This window comes from Candidatus Edwardsbacteria bacterium (assembly GCA_031082425.1).
Taxonomy (GTDB): Bacteria; Edwardsbacteria; AC1; order AC1; family EtOH8; genus UBA2226.
This window is the reverse complement of sequence record JAVHLB010000009.1, coordinates 44,339-65,069: the sequence shown is the minus strand read 5'-3', so window position 1 is coordinate 65,069 and position 20,731 is coordinate 44,339. Positions and strand designations below refer to the sequence as shown.

Sequence of the window (20,731 nt, the reverse complement as noted above, 5' to 3'; positions counted from 1 at the left end):
TCAACCGGAGGCCGGAATGGTATCGTTGCCAAAATGTTTTTTGATTGCCAGGATCTCATCCTGGACGGCAAAGAAAGCATCCGCTACATCCGGATCAAAATAGCCACCGCTGCCTTCCCTGATAATGGCCAATGATATCTCCACCGATAGCGGCTCTTTATAGGGGCGTTTGGAAGTAAGGGCGTCAAATACATCCGCCACCGCCACTATCCGGCTGGAGATGGGGATCTCGGTGCCCTTAAGACCGTTTGGATAACCGCTGCCATCCCACTTTTCATGATGGTGCAGCGCGATGGTCTCTCCCATCCTGATGAATTCGGCATCCGAGCCTTTAAGGATGTTGGCGCCTATGATCGTATGCTGCTTCATTATGCCCCATTCTTCCTGGTTGAGCTTGGAGGGTTTTGTCAGTATCCGGTCGGATATGCCTATTTTCCCGACATCATGCATGGGCGCTGCGTAAAGGATGGTTTCAATTTCGCTTTCACTCAGTTTCAAACTTCGGGCGATGGCCGTGGAATAAAGACTGATTCGCTTGATGTGCGATCCCGTTTCCTGGTCCTTGTACTCCGCCGCTATGGACAGCCGGTAGATCGTCTCCAGCGAGGCCTCTTTTATCTTTTTCAGCGCCTGCTTTAGTTCCTCGGTCCTGCCGGCCACCTCGGATTCCAGTTCTTCCCGATAATTGCCCATCAAATCGTTATAGGCCTTGACCTTTAGCAGGGACCGGACCCGGGCTAAAAGCTCCATCTTGTCAAAAGGTTTCGAAACAAAATCGTCACAACCAGCTTCGATCCCCTTTACCCGGTCTTCCGTTTCCCGCAATGCTGTAACCAGAATTATCGGAAGCAGCCTGGTTTTGTCATGCTGCCTGACCCTGCGGGTTACTTCAAAACCATCCATGCCGGGCATCATCACGTCCAGCAGGATCAGATCGATTTGATGGCCGGAAAGTTTTTCCAGCGCCTCTTCCCCGCTGGCCGCCATGATAATTTCATAACCCTGCGGAACAAGATGCGCCTCAATCAGCTCAATGTTTTGGGGTTGGTCATCAACCACCAGGATCACCGGTTTGTTTTTCATCCCCATCTCTTTCGTATTTGCCGGTACAGGCACCCCAGCCGTGGTCAGCCGCAGCGGTTTTTGCCATTATGCCATTTCATTTTAGCCGGAGCATCCCATAGGTTATTTTTACGGTTCTCATTTTTCAACGCCGGCCAGCGGGAGCGTGAAACGGAAAACACTGCCCCCTCCGTTCCGGTCTTCCACCCATATTTTCCCGCCATGAAGCTCCACCGCAAGTTTGCAGAAGGTCAGACCAAGTCCGGTTGAACCCCGAATGCGTTTTTCCTTCGTTTCGACCGTCGCAAATTTATCGAATACCTTCTGTTTGTGTTCGTCGGGAATGCCGCTGCCGCTGTCCGAAACGGAAACCATCGCATATGGTGATTTTTCGTCCCTTCTGCTTTCAACCATAATGATGCCCAGTTTGGGCGTATAACGGATCGCGTTTGACAGCAGATTCTGGACGATGCGCTCAACCAGGTCCTTTTGAATCTTGACCATGATGCGTTTTTTGGGGTTTTCATGGAACAATTGAATGTCCTTTCCGTTGAGCATCGGGGTCATTACTTTTATGGCCCAGGAAAGCACTTCATTAATTTCGTGATCTTCAGCGTTGATCACCATTTCATTGTTTTCCATCTTTGCCATGTCCAGCAGGTTTGCTATCATGCCGGTCAGCATTGTGACGCTTTGGGTTGCCTTTTCCACATATTCTGAATCCTGCTTTTCAAGTTTGTTTGACATTGCCAATAAGCCCAAATAACCCATAATGCCGGCCAGGGGGCTTCGCAGATCATGGACGATGAATGAGGTCAGGCTGTCCTTCATCTCATCCAGCACCTTGATCTCCCGGTAGTTGTTTTCAACCTTATCGTAGAGGGTTTTGATTTTTATTAAATTACTGACCTTCAGCTTCAATTCGGTTGAATCGAACGGTTTTGATAAAAAATCGTCGGCTCCGCTTTCTATCCCCTTGAGGCGTGAATCTCTGCTGCCCAGGGCGGTAATCATGATCACCGGCAGATATTCCGCCCTTTTTTTCAATATCCTGCAGACCTCAAATCCGTTCATGCTGGGCATCATCACGTCCAGCAGGATCAGATCTATTTGGTTGTTGGAAATTATCTCTAACGCTTCCTGTCCGCTGGCCGCCTTGACGATCTCATAACCATGGGGGATAAGATATGCTTCCAGCAACTCAATGTTAAGGGGCTGATCATCAACCACCAGGATGCTCGGTTTATCTTTCATTTCATTCTCTTTTATTGGTTGGGCCTTTCGATATGCCGGATGACTCACATGATGAATTGCCGGACCTCCTGGGCAAAGGTGCGGGTGTTGATCGGTATGCTGATAAAACCGCTTTTGGTTATGCTTCTTATCTCTTCCATGCCGTCCTCTATTAAAGAGGCCGCCATGAAAACAATGGGAATGGCGTAGGTCTCTATGTCTTGCCGCAATAGCATGGCGGCTTCGGAGCCGAACATGTCCGGGGGCCGCATAGCCATGATTATGATGTCCGGCTTTTCTTTTTTAGCCAGGATGATCCCGTTTGAGGCATCATCGGCCGCAAACACCTCGAAACCGGCGAATTCCAAAAGGTCTTTTTCCAAGGCCACATTGCTTCTATTGTCGTCGATCATCAAGGCTTTCTTTCGCATATGCAGACAGACCTCCTTGACAAAGGTGCGGGTGTTTATGGGTTTGCTGATGAATCCGCTGTTGGGTATGTTCCTTATCTCATCCATGTCGTCGGCCAGTACAGAAGCGGTGACAAAAACAATGGGAACATTGCAGATCTCTTTGTTTCGGCGCAATATCCTGGCCGCTTCAGTACCGCGCATATCCGGAAGCCTCACATCCATGACTATGATATCCGGCTTTTCCCCCGCGGCGATGGCGATCCCGCTGGAAGCATTCTCGGCTACAAATACTTCAAAACCGGCGCTGGACAAAAGGTCGCTTTCCAGCAGGAGATTGTTTGGATTGTCATCAACCACCAATGCTTTTATCCTCATCTCACACCTCCATCCTGGATAAAATAGGCAGGGTGAACCGAACCGAAGTGCCTTGGCCCAATCCCGCCGATGTTACAAAAAACTTCCCCTTATGCAACTCAACCAGTTTTTTAGAAAGCGGCAAGCCCAGCCCGGTCCCCTCGGTAACCCGGGAATACGGGGTATCGACCCGGAAAAACCCTTCAAATATTTTTTCCATGTTTTCCTCAGCGATGCCGATCCCCGTATCCCATACTTCTATTTCAATATCGGAGCCGGCTTTCTTTGCCCGCAGGCCGAGTTTGCCACCCTCGGGGGTGAACTTGATCGCGTTTGAAAACAGGTTGTAAATTATCTCTTTTACCTTGAGCTCATCCCCCTCAATATTCGGCAGATCTTCGGCTATTTCCAGCAGCATTTGAAGTTTATTTTTATTGACCAGATCCGCCACCAGCAGCGAGATCTCGTGCAACAGACTTTTCATCGGCAAGTTGGATAAGGTCAGCTTCATTTTCCCGGATTCTACTTTTGACATGTCGAGTATCTGGTTTATCAGCTGGAGCAGGTGCTTTCCGCTGGTTAAAACATTGTTAACATAGGTCTTCTGCTTATCATTAAGCGATCCGAAAGTCTCGTCATACAATACCTCGGAGAAGCCGATGATGGAGTTGAGCGGGGTTCTGAGCTCGTGCGACATGTTGGCTAAAAATTCGGTTTTTATCCGGGCGACCCGTTTTAGCTCGGTGGCAAATTCATATAGCTCTTCATGGGCCTTTTCCAGGCCGGCTTCTATCTCCTTGCGTTGGGTAATGTCCTCGATGGCCAGCAGGATGATCTTTTCCTTGCCCAAGCCTCTTCGAATTTGCCGGGCATTCAAAAGCATTACCCGCCGGCCGATGGTGGAAAAAACGTGCTCCACCTCATAGTTGTCAAAAGCGGCCTTTTGGGGCAGGATGGTTTCCAGCAGTTCCCGCAGCTTGGGAATGTCCCACTGCTTGTTGCCCAGGTCATAGATCAGCTGCCCCACGGTCTCTTCGGGCATTACCTTGAAGAAGTCATAGAAGGAGCGGCTGACGGTGACCACCCTGAGGTCTTGATCCAAAGAGATCAGTGGTTCCCGCACCGTGTTGATGACGCTCTCGGCGAATTCGCTGGCTTCATCGGCGGTTTTCTTGATGACCGCCAGTTCTTCCCGGGTCTTTTCCAGGCCGGCTTCTATCTCCTTTCGTTCGGTGATATCCTCAATGGCCAAAAGAATGACCCGCTCATTTGTTTTGGACGTTCTTTTAATCTGCCGGGCATTCAAAAGCATTATCCGCTTGCCAATGGTAGTAAAATCGTGCTCCACCTCATAGTTGTCAAAGGTGGTCTTTTGGGGCAGGACATCTTCCAGCAGTTCCCGCAGCTTGGGGATGTCCCACTGCTTGTTGCCCAGATCATAGATAAGCTGGCCTATGGTCTCCTCCGGCTTTACCTTGAAAAAGTCATAAAAGGAGCGGCTGACGGCGACCACCCTGAGGTCTTGATCCAAAGAGATCAGGGGTTCGCGCACCGTGTTGATGACGCTCTCGGCGAATTCACTGACTTCATCGGCGGTCTTCTTGATGACCGCCAGTTCTTTCCGGGTCTTCTCCAGGCCGGCTTCTATCTCCTTACGTTTGGTGATGTCCTCGATGGCCAGCAGGATGATCCGTTCCTTGCCCAACACTCGATCAATCTGCCGGGCGTTCAAGAGCATGGTGCGCCGGCCGATGGTGGCAAAATCGTGTTCCACTTCATAGTTGTCAAAGGCGGTCTTTTGGGGCAGGACATCTTCCAGCAGTTCCCGCAGCTTGGGGATGTCCCACTGCTTGTTGCCCAGGTCATAGATAAGCTGGCCTATGGTCTCCTCCGGCTTTACCTTGAAGAAGTCATAGAAGGAGCGGCTGACGGTGACCACCCTTAGATCCTGGTCTAAAACGATCAACGGCTCCCGGACGGTGTTGATGATGCTCTCGGCGTACTCACTGACCAGCAGCATCTGCTTTATCTTCTTATGTTCGGTTATGTCATGCATAATGGCCGACACGCCACAAATTTTTCCCGCCTTGTCCTTGATGGGAGAAAGGGTCAAAGAGACATCGATCACCACCCCGTCTTTCCGGACACGTTTTGTCTCGTGATTTTCGATAGGTTCTCCGGCCCGCAGCTTTTTAAATTGGTCCAGCATTTCATTTTTGTAGCCGGAGGGAGCTAACAGGGAGATATTCTGACCCTGCATCTCCTTTTGGGTATAACCGTATATTTTTTCCGCCCCGCCATTCCAGCTGACGACATCCCCCTGCAAAGTTTCTCCAATGATGCCGTCAACCGATGTGTTGACAATGGCCGCTAAACTAAGATATGATTCTTCCAGACTCCTGCGCTTGGTGATATCTTCGATGGCCAGGAGAATTACTTTGAGCTTTTCCGGAGGATTGGGGATCCTCCGGGCGTTTAAAAGCATCACCCGCCGGCCAATACCAAGAAAATCGTGTTCCACCTCATAGTCATCAAAGGTTGCTTTTTGGGGAAGGATGGTCTCCAGCAATTCCCGCAGCCTGGGAATATCCCATTGCTTGTTGCCCAGGTCATAGATAAGCTGGCCCACGGTCTCTTCGTGATTAACCTTAAAGACGTCATAAAAGGACCGGCTGGCGGTGATCACCCTTAGATCCTGATCCAGGGTGATCAGGGGTTCCCGCACAGTATTGACGATGCTCTCGGCGTATTCCTGGGATTTTGTTGCAGATTTTTTTTCGAACATTTTCTGTCTCCTTGTATTGGCAATGCCTTGGCCGAGGCATGCGCAACGGCAGCTGCATTATTATTTACTTGGCTTGATGGCTTATGAACATTGTGGTCGAATATACTTTGTGATTCAGGCCCTATGCCGTGCGTTGCGGATCAGGACCAACTATTCGCCGTCGCCGGCCTTCGTCTGGCAGGAAGGAATATCGTCGTCTGGTTGATCTTTCTCGGCGAGAATCCATCGCAAAGCAGTCTCATAGTCCGTAAAAGCATTCACGGCATATCCCCGGTTGTGAGCACAGGTCTCAAAGAAACTGGCGTGATCAAAGTTGAGTCCCGGCATAACCAAAAGCGCCACTTTCCTGTGAAAGGCATCTCCGTGCTGGTAAAGCTCCGCCGCCAGTTGATACACATCCATTATTGACAAATTGTTTTGAGTGCCACGAAAATCAACCAGCAGCTCATAATCTGCCGGTGATTGCTCCGCCTTGGCTATATCTATCAGCAGTTGCCTGCTGGTGGCGATGTTTATGATGCCATCGGTGGTTATCTCAAGAAAATCCCTGGCCGTTATGACCTTGATTTTTGTCGCCATGGAATGCCTCCTTTCATGTTGGCCGCCTGGGCGGCGTTCAGAACCTGCCGAACCAATAAGGATCCACCAACCTGACCAGTATCCCCCAGACCGAACCCAGCACCGCGCCGCCGAGGACATCGCGCGGATAGTGGGCTCCCACATACACCCGGGTGAACCCGACCAGCCCGGAGACGGCGTACAGGGCTGCAGTTCCCCAAATTCCCGGGTGGAACCAGTGGCTGATCAACATCGCCAGAAAAAATGTCTGGGCGGTATGTCCGCTGGGAAAGGACCGGCCCCGTTCCCGCCAGCCGATGACCCTGGCCTTCACGTGGTCCATGAACGGGCGGGCCCGGTCCGTCAGCGCCTTGATGACCTCCACCAGCAGCCACAGGGTAAGCGTGCCCAGAATGATCTCCACCGTCAGGCGGCGGTACTTAATTACGAAGAATATAACAGCCAGGATAACTGCTGTCATCATATTGCCAGTCTGGGTCGCCAGCCACATGACCCGATCCAGCCACTTTGGATGGCAGCCCCTGAGGTTAAAAAGCAGGAATATTCTGGTATCCAGATTATGCCCGGAGGACCACAACAGGGATACGGAGATCAGCGAGAAAACAACCAGCATGGTGACCATCGCCCGGTTGGCGCGCAGCGCCGTGAACATTGCCGCCCGGGCCCCATTCGGCAGCCAGAGGAAGAACAGGATCAGGCCAGCCGCCAGACCTGTCAGCAGTATCACCCTCCGCCAGGCGGACCAAAGACGGGCAGCGTTCGACTCTGGCGGCAATAGCACCTCTTTGCGGTCACTGGCCATGGGACATCCCCTGGCGATCATCGGCTGCTTTTTCACGTTGTTCCCTGGCCAATCGCTGCCGGGACCGGCGGCGTCGCCACAATGCCTTGGGCCCCGCCATCACCACCAGACGCTGGGGATGCAGCATTATGGTAACTGAACCATCCCCCAGCAGAACGCCGTCCGCCATGACCGGCATGGCCGGTTTGGTCCTGATCGTTATCTTTTTTGCCCGGAAGCGCTGGATCCGGGTGTCGGGCGCGGCGTTGGACGGCTGCATCATTTGGCCGATCAAGTCGCGTTTGCTCAGATCGGAATAGACGAACACATCCAGATAGTGGTCGTCGAATATCACGTCCGGGGCGACCTGGTAATTTGCCCCCATATACGGCATGTTGGCGACGATCACTACGTGCGCCTGGGCAACAACATATTTTCGACTGCTGCCAACCTGCAATCGGATCTCCGACGGTTGCGCCTTTACCAGGGTCGAGATGAACCCGGCGATCTTGCCTAGTTCGCCGTGCTGGATGTCGTCGGAAGCCGAATATAAGGCCGAGGACAGGCCGATGGCGGCCGCTTCCAGAAATGGGCGGTCTTTTTGACGATGGCGCACCTGGCCCACGTCGACCTTGATCTGACGCCCTTTCCGTAGCAGCGCGGCGGCGGCGGCAATGTCATCGACCGGGATGCCGAGGCTGCGGGCCAGATTGTTGCGGGTGCCGGTCGGGATGATACCCAGAGTGGTCCGGCTGCCGACCAGTCCCAGCGCTATATTTTCAATCGTGCCGTCGCCGCCGGAAACGATCACCATTTTTACCCCGGCCCGGACAGCGCGGCGGGCCAACAACCGTAAATCCTGTTTCGGCTGTACCACAACCACTTCCGCCTGGATCTGCTGTTTCTGCAAAAGACACAGCAATTCCACCAGTTGCGCTGCGGATTGCTTTGGATTGCCGGAAGCCGGATTGAAAATCAGTTTGGCTTTCACCCTTTCCCCCTTTAGCTATGGCAGCCAGCGGCCGTCTTTATTGCGTAATGTTTCCCTTGGCAGAATGCCACCGGGTTTTCATCGGGTGATGCTGACGGTCAAACAACTTGTGCGCCAGTGGACTTGCGGCCGGGGCAGGCTACGGAGATTGCCTGGGCAGGCTCCAACATCCCCACCCGGAATGGCTCTGTTTGTTTTTCAAACGACCAAAGCGCGGCGGGCGGTAGAATATATCCACCCCCTCGCTCATTCCGGGTCTGGCATAGGCGGGATCTTCGGCGCAGTCCAAGTGTTCAACTGGTCCCGGTTTCTTTCCATTCAAAACGGTCAAGGTTTGTTCATAGGCGCTTCCGACCGTGTCCAGGTATTCCCGGACACGGTTCACATCGTAAACCGCAACCGTGACCGCTGTCTGGATGTCATCTGCCAGCTTGTCAAACGCCTGCCGGGCGAAGTTTTTGGCCAAAGCCGCCATGTCTCCGTCTTGCAATTCCCGGTCCAAATTTTCCAGCGGACGCAGGTCAAAATAGGAGCGGTGCAGATTTCCGGGAGAAGCGATGATGTAACGGGCATATGGTGCCAGCACGGCAACGGTGTACGGGGTGCCGTTGTAGCAAGTGGACAGGACGATCAGATCGAATTTAACTGAATCGCTCTTGATCTGCTTCAATCCCCCGGCAAAATCGTCTATGGTGAACACCCGGCCCGGGGAGGAGGCATCATATCCGGCCCCCCCGAATTCCGGTATCTGGTGGCCGAAGTATAGCAACAACCTTGCTTCCGGAGGAGATGCCCCCTGATGGTATCGGCTATATAGCTCTACTTCCGGCTGGAAGCGGGTCTTTCCCCGGTCCCGCCAATACGATTCCTTGGCCAGAAGCCGTCCCCCCCGGTAGTGGTAGCAGGTGCCGTCAGGGCGGGGGAAAAAGAGCCAGGCATGCCGCCTGGGTTTTTGATGAAAGATAAACACCTCCGCCCGCCTGTTCTGTTCCGCCACCCCTATTGCCCCGGCCAGGGCCGCCTTATCGGCCAGGTGGGCCTGGCCGCCGGCATCGTGATACAGGTAGTCCCCGTCGCCGTGGATAATGAAGATCATCGAGTATCTTATTGGCTGGGGGGTCTCATCTGACATCGTTATCTCCCGCCGGGCGGAGGGAATGGAACTGCACGAAACAAGGAACCATCCGAGCACCACGCAGCCGGCGCACTTGAACAGCATCTGGAATGGCCGCGTGGTGCTCGTAAAGGTCAGGTTGGATGAATTTTGCATGACTATCCTTGTGAATATCAGCTCGATGCCGGACCCACTAAAAGAGCAGGACCAAAATGAGAACGATCAAGAGCAGCGTGACCACGCTGATGGTTATCGTTTCGGGGGCTTGCTCCATATCCTGAACCACATAATCGGAGAAGTCGTCCAGTTGGGCATCCCCCACCCGATCATAGCCATTGGTGCCCGCCAGCTCGTTTTGTTTCTCCTGCAGGGTTGTTTTGAGCTGATTGATGCCGGCCCGGTCATCTTTTGAAACCAGGGGCAAGCTTTGGACCCGGTCCAACACCATGGTCATGTTTTGCAGTGAATTGTTCAGTATTTCGCGCTTTTGCACCGGATCGCCGGTTGCTTTCACGTTGCAGGCGGTGTTGTTAAAATACTTGAGAATGCCGTCATTTGCCGCTGCATAACCTGTTTGCCCCAGGACCAAAAGGGCGGCGATTGTTCCGAGTATGGTTCTTGTCTTCATGGCAGTTTCTCCTTGATTATTTAATGGTTTTAGCTCGGGGACGAGCTAGTTAAGGGTTCCGTTCTCTGCGGCGTTCTTTAATTTGTCATTGGCAAATATGGCGACTTCCACCCGCCGGTTCTGTTGACGGCCATATTCCGTATCATTCGACGCGATGGGATTAGACTCACCCATTCCTACCGTAGATATCCTGGAGCCGGGAACAGCCTGACCCATAAGATGGTTGGCAACCGCCTGAGCCCGGCGTTCGGACAATTTCAGGTTATATTCTTCACTTCCGGTGTTGTCGGTGTCTCCTTCAATGAGAATGTTGGTGTCCGAATATTTATTAAGGATCTTCGCCAAACTCTCGATGTTCGTTTTCGCCTGGGAGCGCAAATACGATTCATCCACATCGAAAAGAAGGCCCGAATCAAAGGTGATCTTGATCCCTTCCCCGACGCGCTCAATCGTTGCTCCCTGCATGTCCCGCTTCATCTCCTCGGCCCTTTTGTCCATCTCATTGCCGATCAAAGCACCGGCCGTGCCTCCGACTGCCGCTCCGATGATGGCCCCCAGGGCCGTATTTCCGTATTGGTTTCCGATAATCCCGCCGGCGACTCCTCCGACCCCGGCTCCTATACCCCCGCCTTTCAGCGCGTTGCTGAGTCCGCACCCCGACATCACTGCGAGGGAGGCACTGAGCGCCAGGGCCATGACAATGTTCGTTTTTATTTTCATACTAACTCTTTTAACTGTTGTTTATTGTTTGGTTTAAGTTATGCTTCTGTTTAAAGGGCTTGCCCCTTCTGGTTTGTCTCTGCTGAGTCTGGGTGGGACCAATGATTCCGGTGAAAAGCTATCCGGTTCCCGTAATGACCGCCATGATCTTGGTTTAATGATTGGTTTTCACATAATGTTCCCCCTGTGCAATTTATCGTGTCCTTGCTTTATTTCCCGTCTGCGCTCTCCGTTGCCGCCGAATTGCGCAGACGGCTGTATTGGAAAGTGAATTCTGCCCCCAGGATCATTATAAAGGCCGAGTAGTATATCCAGACCAGCAGGATAATAATTGAGGCGATGGAGCCGTAGATCAACTGGTAATTGGCGTATTTTTCCAGGTAAAGGATAAATAATGTTCTGGCAATCTCGAAGAGGATAGCGGCTAACAATGCTCCCGGCCATACATAGCGCCAATGCGTCTTGACATTTGGAATGAACTTATAGAGCAGCAAGAATACAGCCAATAACAGCAGGAACGCAGCCAGCCTGCTGCCCACCTCCACTAATACGATAAATGTTGGCGGCAGGTCAAATATTTCCCCCGATATTGAAATGAGCGTGCTGGCTCCCAGCGAGGAAAGAAACAGGATGCCCGTGCCTAATGCCATGCCCACTTCGTGGGCTTTCCCAATATAGAATCGACGGCCGCGTCGGTTGTCCCAGGCCCGGTTGATCGCCTGGGCTATTGCGCCGAACATCCCGCTGGCGCTCCAAAAAAGGAGAACGATGCTCAACACTCCCACCGGACCCCGTAACTTTACAACACTTACAATGTTCTGTTTCAAGAAGTCGGTGGCTCCGGGCAGATTTTTGCCGACAAATATCAACAATTCCTCTTGCAGATTCAGTGAAGGCAGGAAATAACCAAAAACAGCAATCAGCCCCAGCAGCAACGGAAAGGTGGATAAAATTGCATAATAAGCCACGCCGGCGGCTCTTTGGGTGGTATCATGATCGTCTAATCCCCTTGCGGTCAGGTATATCAAATGAAATGCAGGGATTTTCAGAAGACTGTCTTTTGTTTTCAGCAGCCTGACGTATAATTTTTTTATTTGATTTGCCATCCTGTGGTTCCATTTTCCTTCCGTCCATCACCCTAATTAGTGCCCGTGAAAGCCCCATGGTATATTTGCTGACCATACCGGGTTTTATGGATCCTAACTGATACTCCCTTCGAGCGTGCTGTCCCTCAAGTATTGGTATATCTTTATGACCGACATGGTCAGCGGCAGGATCATGATGATCCCCAGGATTCCGCCGAAATGTGCTCCCAGAACACATAGCACCAATATCAACGCCGGATGGATCTCCATTTGCCGGCCCTGGATCCTGGGCACCAGCAGGTTGTTCTCGAACAATTGGATCGTCAAATATCCCAAAGCCACCCAGAACAGCTTTTCCGGAGCCGTGGCCAGCGTCACCAGAATGCCCAGGCCGCCGCCCAGCCAGGGACCGATCTGGGGCACCATTTCGGTAAGCCCTGCAAAGACGGCCAGCGGCAGGGCATAATCTATTCTCAAAATGCTCAGCAACGCATAGGCACAAAGGCCCACCGCCAGCCCCAGCAACAACTGTCCGATGATATAGCGCCCCACCACCTTGTTGAGAATGACGATTATGTTTTTGGTGTGGATCCGCGCCCAACCCGGCAACCCCTCATAAAACTTGTTGCGCAGGCTGCTCCAGTCTTTAAGGATGAAGAACACGAATATGGGCAGACTGGCAAACCCCATGATCATCCCCAGTGAGGTCTGGAACACTTTAAGCCCCCGGGTCAGGAAATCCTTCAACAGATCAGGCAGCGCGGCTCCGGCTTTAACCATATAAACGTCAATGGTCTCCTGGATCAGCGGATCTGACAGCATGGGGATGGATTTAAGCCATTGTTTTATCGTATTCAATCCGTTGGGGATGGTCTGGGAAGCGTCCTGGGTCAGGGCCCCCAGGGCTTTCCCTCCGATGGTGATGATATAGAATATTACCAGACCGATGAAGGCCAGGGATAGGGTATATGCCACCGTTATGAGAGAAATTCTTTTAAATTGCTGCAACTTCGGTTTCCGGCCAGCGCCGGGGAGACGTTTCTCCACCCACCGGATGACCGGCAAGATCAGGTAGGCCACAAGGCCGCCTACCATAAATGGCAGCAGGACGCTTCGCAACCCCCAGATCAACAGGATAGCGAAGATCAGCCCCAGTATGAATACTATCAGCTGCCAGTGTTTTCTTATCTGAGTTTTAACAAAGTTCAATTGCCACCTCCTCCGGTTATCGGCCTATAATCCATCTCCGTCTTCATATCTGTTCTATCCCGGTGCCGGAACCCAGCATGACGGCCAATCCCCGGGTTTCTTCGTGGCTTTCCAGAAAGATCTTGACCAGGCTGGTCATGGGCACCGAGAGCAGCATGCCCACCGGTCCCAGGATCCATCCCCAGAATACCATCGAAAGGAAGACCACCAGAGTTGATAGGCTCAGGCCTTTGCCCAGCAGTTTAGGCTGCAGGAAGTTGCCCAGAAGCATGTAGACCACCATAAAGCCCAGGGCTGTCAGCAGGGCAGAACCTAGACCCAACTGGACCAGCGCCAGAAGGATGACCGGTATGGCCGCGAAGATGGATCCGATATTGGGCACAAAGTTCAGGATAAATGCCAGCGTTCCCCAGAGCAGCGGATACGGGACACCGAGGATCAAAAGCCAAAGACAGATCAGCAGGCCTCCGGCGGCGCTGATCAGGGTTTGAATGACCAGATAGCGCTTGGCGCTCTTGATGAATTTTGCAATGACTGACAAAGACGTTTCGGGATTCTTGTAAACCGCCCTCATTTTTTGGGGCAATTCCGATACTTCCAGCAGAATGAACACCACCGTCAGCAGGATCAATATCGCATTGGCGATAATGCGGCTCAGGGTTGAAAACACCTCCCCGGCCAGGCTCATTACCCATCCCGGGTTTAAAGCGCCGGCTGCTCCATCCTGGGGTATTTTGACGCCTTTGTCCTGCAGCCAGCTTGAAAATGCGGCACTGTTAGCGGACAATCGTTCCAGGTAGCCTGGAAGATTGCTCATAAATTGATTAAGCGAGGGACCTATCAGCAATACAAAGAATGCCCCGCCGATCAGTATCACCGCCAGAATGATGGCCAAGGCCAAAACCTTCGGCACCCCCTTGCGGCGGATCCAGTACAACGGCGGCGTGCAAATGACGGCGATGAACAGCGCCAGGAAAAGGGGCACCAACAACGAACTGGCCGCCTTCATTCCCGCCACCACGATTGTAAAACTGGCCAACATCAAAAGCGCTGGAGCCTTGGCCGTTCGCTTCATAAGACTATTCATTTATTAACCAATAACTCTTTAGGTTTTTCCCAGCATTACTATTCAGCACTTATTTTATGAAGCCAACAATATAGTCAGGCAGAAGGTTCATGGTGTTTGCGGTTTTAACGCTTTATGGCCCGGACGGCTGCGCGCCCCTTGCGGCTGGCTTCGGAGGTTGCCTCCTTGACCGTGTCCACCACACTACCGGCAGTTTCCTTGACCGTGTCCGTCACCTCATCGACCGCATCCTTGAGCAGCTGTCTGGTCACTTTGCCCGATTTCGGGGCATAGAGCAAGGCCATTACTCCGCCAATGACCGCCCCGGTCAGCAGGCCGAGGCCAAAACCGGAAACATGATCCCTGTTCATAATTGTTCTCTCCTTTATTAAAGTTACCTTATGCACTTCGCCGTTTATGGCCCGCGATCAGGCTGGCCAGGATCACCACAATGGAAATCACCAGCAAAACTTGAACCGCCCCTCCCAGAAAACTGCCCATCAGCCAGGCGAAAAGCCACAAGACCAGCAGGATGGTAAAAATGGTCCATATCATACCCCGATCCTTTCTCCGCAGGTAGAACGGCGACCACCCTTAAAACAGTTCCGTTATATCTTCATCAGCAACTGGCGTATTTCTTCCTTGGTTTTTCCGAGTTTTTTCTGCAGCCGGCCCAAAAATTCCTCCTCCTTGCCCTCTATAAAGAGGACGTCATCATCCGTGAGGTTGGCATACTGTTGTTTGAGCTTGCCAGCCACCTCATTCCAGTTACCCTTGATTTTTAGCTTGTTCATTTGGCACCTCCCTGAAATTAATCGAATCCGTTTGGTTTGTACGACAATCCTGTTCTGTTCTTTGACGATCCGACATTCATAACCATCGTATTGTCAAATGGGTTTTAAGCCCTTTACATCATCGGCCGGCTTCCCCGCCAGGTCCTTTTCGGCTGCCAACCAATCTTCCAGGTCATGACCGGGCTGCCGCCCCCTCTGTTCGAACATTTGATGGGCCTTTATCCTAGTCTGGTTTTCCAGGTCTGCGGGCGCCCCGGCGGAGACGGGAGCGGTTATGGCCGGTTGGGCTTTTGTCGTATTCATTTTTCATGTTCCTTAAATTGATGTTTATCCGTTTGTTTTATTGCGGTTTAAGCTGCGACCATCCTTCGCCACAGGCGTTGATATGCCAACTGTATCATGTCTGCCGTGCTGAGTTTTGTGTTTTTCCCCGGGGCATGACTTAAACGGCTGTATGGCCGATGCCTGTTATTTGAACCTTTGCGTTTCATGGTTTTGGATCCTTTATCTTTTCTATTTTTTGAATATTCTGCCGATATTCTTGACTCCCCCCAGCAGGCCCTGGATCAATGCCAATACCGGAAGCAGCGGCCGAAGGCCTTCCTGCACCATGGCCACGGTGTCACTGACGCTCTCGGATGCCTCCTTGACCGACTGCAGCGCTGACTTGGTTTCGCAACGCAGCTGGTAAAACATTACCGAAGCAAAAATGAGCACCGCCGCAGCTACAAATCCCAGGACGGTTATGCTCAAGTCACGGTACCATTCAATACCCATTTGTCGTTACCTCCTTGTTATGTTACAAGGGCCGAGCCTTTGATGACCCGGCCGCTCGTTGTTTTCCCTTTTTGGGATACCTCCCAGTATTTCAGAGATACCGGGAGGTCATTTGCCCGTTGCCCTACGGAGCGGTAACGGTCGCGGCATCCAGGGTCACCGCTGACTGCACCAGCGCCCGTCCGGTGAATATTGAACCGGTTTCCATGCTCATCAGTGTCTGGCACAGCATGATCCCCTTGAGGTTGGCGGTCGTTCCCAGGGTCACTTGGCCGGCCACCTGCCAGAAGATGTTCTTGGCCTGGGCACCTCCGCTCAGGGTAATGATGGCGCCGCTGCCGATGGTGAGATCCTGGGCTATCTGGAAGATCCAGACATCATTCACCCCGCCGCTGAGCGTGACCCCGGGAGCATTTACCAGAACGCCGGTGCTCCACTTGTAAAGGCCCGGAACCAGTGTCAGCGAAGTGATATTACCGGCTCCCAGTTCGGTGGCAGTGGGGTTGGTCCGGCCGGCGGCATCGGTGTAAGCGGTTTCCAGGTCGCTGATGGCTGTGGTCAAATTGGCGGGAGTGGGCGGGTAGTAGTCGGAGGCGTAGACTCTTCCGGTCACCAGGGATGAGGTTGAGAATGTGTTAGAGACATCCATGATCAGCCCGAATCCGGTGATATAGCTGGCGGCGGCCGGGCTTACGCCCATGTTACCCACCACCGAGGCGGACCCGGTGGTCGAAATCCCGGTTTTTGACAGCAGCACGAAATTGCCGGCGGTGCCCAGGTCAACCGGCGGCGGTCCGGCCGTGCCCGCAGCGATGGTGGTGAAGCTCCATACTTTGGCAACAGCCATTGCATTGCCGGCCAGATCCTTGACCCCGGTGGTGACCGTGACCGTATAGGTGGTGTTGTTGGCCAGGTCGCTGCCGGGATTAAGGGCGGCGGTGGTGGTGCTGGGAGACGTCACCGCGCCGGAGACCACCGTGGTTCCCTGTTTTAAAGTAATGGTGGAAGCGGTGATGGTCAACGGATTCATTGCTTCGCTGAAGGTGACGTAAATGTTGGCATTGACCGCAACACCGGTGGCGGAATTGGCCGGGATGGTGGAGACCACTGTGGGCCTGGTGGTGTCCGCCGTTGTGCCCGTGGTAAATGTCCAGACATAGGTGCTGGCCATTGCATTGCCGGCCAGATCGGTGACCCCGGTGGTGATGGTGGCGGTATAGAGGGTGCTGGCCGCCAGATTGGCTGCCGGGTTGAAGGTGGCGGTCGCGCCCAGGGAGGTCACCGCGCCGGAAATGACCGTGGTCCCCTGTTTTAAGGTAAAGGTGGCGGAGGTGATGGTGGCCGGGTTCATCGCTTCGCTGAAGGTGACGGCGATGTTCCCGCCCAGCGCCACACCAGTATCTGCATTGGCCGGGACGGTGGAGCTGATGGTTGGCGGAGTGATGTCGGTGGTTGTGCCGGTGGTAAACGTCCAGACATAGTTACTGGCCAGCGTGTTGCCGTCCGGATCCTTGACCCCGGTGGTCAGCGTGGCCGTATAAACGGTGCTGGCTGTCAGGTTGCTGGTTGGATCAAAGGTGGCCGTGGCGCCTGCGGCAGCATAGGACACCGCTCCCGAAATGGCGGTTGCCCCCTGTTTTAAAGTAAAGGTGGCGGCGGTGACGGTGGCCGGATCCAGGGCCTCGCTAAAGGCGGCCGTGATCTGACGGTTGAGCAACACGCCGGTGGCAAGGTTGGCCGGGTTGGTGGAATTCACCGCCGGCCGTGTGGTGTCGGCCGTTACGGCAACGGGGCTGGTGATCCTCTGCCCGCAGCCGTTGGTCGCCACACCCACGGCCATCGCAATAAGACTGAGCATTATTACGGTTATGACCTGCCGGGTGCCTTTTTTTGTTGACATGGTTCTATCTCCTATTTGGGGCGCAGTTTCAGCCCGGTGGGCGGACGGCTGCGCCTGGTTTCGCTCTTTATGAGCAGTTGGCGGGCCTTTTTTATATCTGATTATTTCCCGAGGTATAATTCATTGAGTATTTTTTATACCACTGGAGATTGTTCCTCTTGGTCAGCCGTTACTTTGGCGGGCTTGATGTGTCTGGTCGGTATTTCCAAATTGCGGGCCTTATATTCCTTTTCGGCCGCCTTCCTGATGATATACGCGTTGTCGTAGATAATGCCATAAAGCAAGTAAAACCCGTTATCGTCCGTATCGTTCACCATGCCTTGATCGGCCACTTGGACCATGTGCTCGACCAGGTCAAGCACCACATCCAAATGCTCATTGATTTTAACTTTACCCATATTTAATCCTATCTAAGCCGGTTGTCAGCTTATAACCGGACCTCCAGAATTTCTGTCACAGGAGAGATCCGTGATTGTCGTCTCTGGTACATAATGGCACATTACCATTAACCGGACGTATCGTCATTCCTGGTTGTGTCTATTTAATAAGCTACCTCAGCAGCACCAGCCGCCGGGTAAGACTGGTCCCTTCATAATTCAACTGGTAAAAATAAACACCGGAGGACAGCCTTCTTCCCTGGCTGTCGCTGCCTCTCCAGATGATGTTATAAACCCCGCTCTGTTTTTGACCCTGCACCAGGGTGTTTACCTTCCGGCCGCAGATATCGTAAACATTAAGCGAGACATTGCCGGCCCGGGGGAGGACGTAGCTGATGATCGCCGACCCCGAAACCGGGTTGGGCCGGCAGGGCATCAGCTGCAGTTTATTGAGGGCCAGACCGCCGCTAACCGCCATCACCGGACCGTGCCAGGTTATCTGGCCGCTTAGATCCTTATCCCCCAGACGATAGTAGTAGGTGGAATTGGGAAGCACCAAAGTATCGGTGTAACTGTATTGGCAGCCGAAGGGGGATCCTTCGGCCGAGACAGAAGCCAGCTTAAGAAAATCTTCGGCCTGGCCAAATGAGCGCTCTATCAGCCATTCGTTATTGTTGATCTCACTGGCGGTCCTCCAGGTTAAAGTTATTCCCTTGCTTACGCTCTGGCAGGCAAATTCCGACAGCTCTATTGCCAAGGGCATGGTAACTGCGTCCAATGTTACCGCGGTCTGGGCCAGGGCCCTGCCGCTTAAAGTTGCTCCGGTCATTACCACTATGGCCGTGGCATCAAGTATCGTTCCTTTGAATTGAGAGTAAGTTCCCAGGGTGGTCTGGCCGGCCACCTGCCAGAAAATATTGTGCGGTTGGGCGCTGCCTCTCAAATGAACGACGGCATAGCTGCCGACGTTGAGAGTTGTGCCTATCTGGAATATCCAGACATCTTCTGCGCCTCCCTCAAGAATCAGACTGTCGTTTATGATAACCCCGGTAGCCCATTTATAAATACCGGGAACCAGCGTCATCCCGCTGATATTCCCGGCGCCTAATCCGACCTGATCCGGCGGTGTCCGGCCGGCGGCATTGGTGTATGCGGCTTCCATGGCACTGACGGCCGCGGTCAACTCGGTCGGAGTGGGTTCCTTATAATTGGCGGCATAGACATTCCCGGTCACCAGGGATGATGTCGAATAGGTGCTGTCGGCATTCATGGTCAGGTCGAATCCGGTTATGGCACTGGCTGCTATCGGACTCACTCCGATGGAACCATTGATAATGGTGGTTCCGGTGGCTGATATGCCGGATTTTGCCAGTATGGCAAAATTGCCGGCCGTTCCCAGGTCTACCGGCTGACTGTAGCCATTGGTAATGCCCATTGCCAGGGCCGCCAGGGCCATGGTTATTGCGGCTATGATCGGCCGTCTTCCGGTCTTTGTTGACATGGTTTTACACTTCTTTCTGATTGGGACGCAGTATGCGCTCGGCGGGCGGAGTGCTGTGCCTTGCCCCGCCGCTTATTAAAGCGGCGGGACTTTGTTTGATAATTTCCTTTGGTATATAAGCGATCCACCGGTAGGGTGTGGGTTATTTCGGACACTTATATTGCTGCCGTAACTCTCTCGCCAGCTGAGGTTCTTATCTCAACAGCACCAGCCGCCGGGTAAGACTGGTCCCTTCATAATTCAACTGGTAAAAATAAATACCGGAGGACAGCCTTCTTCCCTGGCTGTCGCTGCCTCTCCAGATGATGTTATAAGCCCCGCTCTGCTTTTGACCCTGCACCAGGGTGTTTACCTTCCGGCCGCAGATATCGTAAACATTAAGCGAGACATTGCCGGCCCGGGGGAGAACGTAGCTGATGATCGCCGACCCCGAAACCGGGTTGGGCCGGCAGGGCATCAGTTGCAGTTTATTGATGGCCAATTCGCCTCCCGTCGGCTGTTCTACCCCTGTGGTAATGGCCACGGCGTCCAATGTCACCGCGGTCTGGGCCAGGGCGCTGCCATTCACTGTTGCGCCGGTCTGGATCACGATCGCCGTCATGTCCAATATGGTTCCCTTGAAATCGGAGGACGTTCCCAGGGTGGTCTGGCCGGCCACCTGCCAGAAGATGTTTTTGGCCTGGGCGGCGCCGCCTAAGGTAACAATGGCGCCGTTGCCCACTCCCAGAGTTTGTGCTATCTGGAAGATCCAGACGTCATCCGCACCGCCCGACAAGGTGACGCCGCCGTTTATCAGGACCGCGGAGCTCCAGTAATATGTCCCGGGGTAAATGGTCTGCCCGCTGAGGTCACCGGCGTGAAGTTCGGTGGAATCCGGAGTCAATCCGGCGGTGGTGGTATAGGCGGCCTGCATGTCAAGGACCGCCGAGTCCAGGTATGCCGGGGTAGGAACCGCATAATCGGAAGCATAAACTTTCCCGTCCACCAATGGTGAGGTGGAAAATTTGCCCGAGGTATCCATGGTTAATTCAAATGGTCCGGTTATGGCGCCGGCGGCAGCTGGACTCACTCCAATATCTCCCATAATTTGGGTGCCGGCGGTGGTCGATATTCCGGTCTTGGCCAGGATCACAAAATTACCGGCCTTTCCCAGATCCACCGGCGTGGCGCCGTATCCATTGGTAATGCCCAGTATCATCGCAATAACCGCCATGGTTATTACGGTCATGGCCTGCCGTCTGACTGGTTTTGTTGACATAACTCTGCCTCTTTCTTTGGGGCACAGCGCTTGGACGTTGTGGCCTAAAAGCTGTCCCTTGTCCCGCCCCCTTTTGGGGGGGCGGGACCTTGTTAAAAGTTGCT

The 20,731-nt window shown here is 53.3% G+C and carries 22 protein-coding genes; all 22 read right to left on the bottom strand.

Features of this window, described 5'->3' with window-relative positions:
* Positions 1-1,083 carry a two-component system response regulator gene (locus RDU76_09670; protein MDQ7799190.1) on the bottom strand — a complete coding sequence of 361 codons (1,083 nt, stop codon included), beginning with the start codon at positions 1,081-1,083 and terminating at the stop codon, positions 1-3.
* Positions 1,084-1,200: 117 nt separating this feature from the next.
* Positions 1,201-2,316: a response regulator gene (locus RDU76_09665; GenBank protein ID MDQ7799189.1), complete on the bottom strand. Its 1,116-nt coding sequence runs from the start codon at positions 2,314-2,316 to the stop codon at positions 1,201-1,203.
* A 44-nt stretch (positions 2,317-2,360) separates the two neighbouring features.
* Entirely contained in the window at positions 2,361-3,083 is a 723-nt protein-coding gene (locus RDU76_09660; protein ID MDQ7799188.1) for a response regulator, read from the bottom strand.
* Position 3,084: 1 nt separating this feature from the next.
* Positions 3,085-5,847, bottom strand: coding sequence for a PAS domain S-box protein (locus RDU76_09655; protein MDQ7799187.1), 2,763 nt, complete (start codon positions 5,845-5,847; stop codon positions 3,085-3,087).
* 150 nt (positions 5,848-5,997) lie between these two features.
* On the bottom strand, positions 5,998-6,426 hold the full coding sequence (locus RDU76_09650; GenBank protein ID MDQ7799186.1) for a hypothetical protein: 429 nt from the start codon (positions 6,424-6,426) through the stop codon (positions 5,998-6,000).
* Between the two features lie 37 nt (positions 6,427-6,463).
* Positions 6,464-7,264: a phosphatase PAP2 family protein gene (locus RDU76_09645; GenBank protein MDQ7799185.1), complete on the bottom strand. Its 801-nt coding sequence runs from the start codon at positions 7,262-7,264 to the stop codon at positions 6,464-6,466.
* Positions 7,218-8,198 (bottom strand): YegS/Rv2252/BmrU family lipid kinase, encoded by a 981-nt coding sequence (locus RDU76_09640; protein ID MDQ7799184.1) that lies wholly within the window; start codon positions 8,196-8,198, stop codon positions 7,218-7,220. The genes RDU76_09645 and RDU76_09640 overlap by 47 nt, the downstream gene beginning before the upstream one ends.
* Positions 8,199-8,337: 139 nt before the next feature.
* The gene (locus tag RDU76_09635) at positions 8,338-9,330 is read right to left on the bottom strand and encodes a clostripain-related cysteine peptidase (GenBank protein MDQ7799183.1); all 993 of its coding nucleotides are present in this window, start codon (positions 9,328-9,330) and stop codon (positions 8,338-8,340) included.
* A gap of 175 nt (positions 9,331-9,505) precedes the next feature.
* Positions 9,506-9,940: a hypothetical protein gene (locus RDU76_09630; protein MDQ7799182.1), complete on the bottom strand. Its 435-nt coding sequence runs from the start codon at positions 9,938-9,940 to the stop codon at positions 9,506-9,508.
* Positions 9,941-9,985: 45 nt separating this feature from the next.
* Entirely contained in the window at positions 9,986-10,660 is a 675-nt protein-coding gene (locus RDU76_09625) for an OmpA family protein (protein MDQ7799181.1), read from the bottom strand.
* 209 nt (positions 10,661-10,869) lie between these two features.
* Positions 10,870-11,766, bottom strand: coding sequence for a YihY/virulence factor BrkB family protein (locus tag RDU76_09620; protein MDQ7799180.1), 897 nt, complete (start codon positions 11,764-11,766; stop codon positions 10,870-10,872).
* 93 nt (positions 11,767-11,859) lie between these two features.
* Positions 11,860-12,954, bottom strand: coding sequence for an AI-2E family transporter (locus RDU76_09615; protein MDQ7799179.1), 1,095 nt, complete (start codon positions 12,952-12,954; stop codon positions 11,860-11,862).
* A 43-nt stretch (positions 12,955-12,997) separates the two neighbouring features.
* A complete protein-coding gene (locus RDU76_09610; protein MDQ7799178.1) occupies positions 12,998-14,029 on the bottom strand; it encodes an AI-2E family transporter in 1,032 nt (343 codons plus the stop codon).
* 116 nt (positions 14,030-14,145) lie between these two features.
* Positions 14,146-14,391: a YtxH domain-containing protein gene (locus RDU76_09605; protein MDQ7799177.1), complete on the bottom strand. Its 246-nt coding sequence runs from the start codon at positions 14,389-14,391 to the stop codon at positions 14,146-14,148.
* A gap of 28 nt (positions 14,392-14,419) precedes the next feature.
* Entirely contained in the window at positions 14,420-14,575 is a 156-nt protein-coding gene (locus tag RDU76_09600; protein MDQ7799176.1) for a DUF5670 family protein, read from the bottom strand.
* Between the two features lie 53 nt (positions 14,576-14,628).
* Positions 14,629-14,814, bottom strand: a complete 186-nt coding sequence (locus tag RDU76_09595) for a CsbD family protein (protein MDQ7799175.1) — start codon at positions 14,812-14,814, stop codon at positions 14,629-14,631.
* 93 nt (positions 14,815-14,907) lie between these two features.
* Positions 14,908-15,117, bottom strand: coding sequence for a DUF2934 domain-containing protein (locus RDU76_09590; GenBank protein ID MDQ7799174.1), 210 nt, complete (start codon positions 15,115-15,117; stop codon positions 14,908-14,910).
* Positions 15,118-15,327: 210 nt separating this feature from the next.
* Positions 15,328-15,591, bottom strand: a complete 264-nt coding sequence (locus tag RDU76_09585) for a hypothetical protein (GenBank protein ID MDQ7799173.1) — start codon at positions 15,589-15,591, stop codon at positions 15,328-15,330.
* Positions 15,592-15,715: 124 nt separating this feature from the next.
* Positions 15,716-17,491 (bottom strand): Ig-like domain-containing protein, encoded by a 1,776-nt coding sequence (locus RDU76_09580; GenBank protein MDQ7799172.1) that lies wholly within the window; start codon positions 17,489-17,491, stop codon positions 15,716-15,718.
* A 134-nt stretch (positions 17,492-17,625) separates the two neighbouring features.
* Positions 17,626-17,889 (bottom strand): hypothetical protein, encoded by a 264-nt coding sequence (locus tag RDU76_09575; protein ID MDQ7799171.1) that lies wholly within the window; start codon positions 17,887-17,889, stop codon positions 17,626-17,628.
* Between the two features lie 151 nt (positions 17,890-18,040).
* Positions 18,041-19,369: an ice-binding family protein gene (locus RDU76_09570; GenBank protein MDQ7799170.1), complete on the bottom strand. Its 1,329-nt coding sequence runs from the start codon at positions 19,367-19,369 to the stop codon at positions 18,041-18,043.
* Between the two features lie 193 nt (positions 19,370-19,562).
* Entirely contained in the window at positions 19,563-20,627 is a 1,065-nt protein-coding gene (locus tag RDU76_09565; protein MDQ7799169.1) for an ice-binding family protein, read from the bottom strand.
* Positions 20,628-20,731 lie beyond the last annotated feature (104 nt).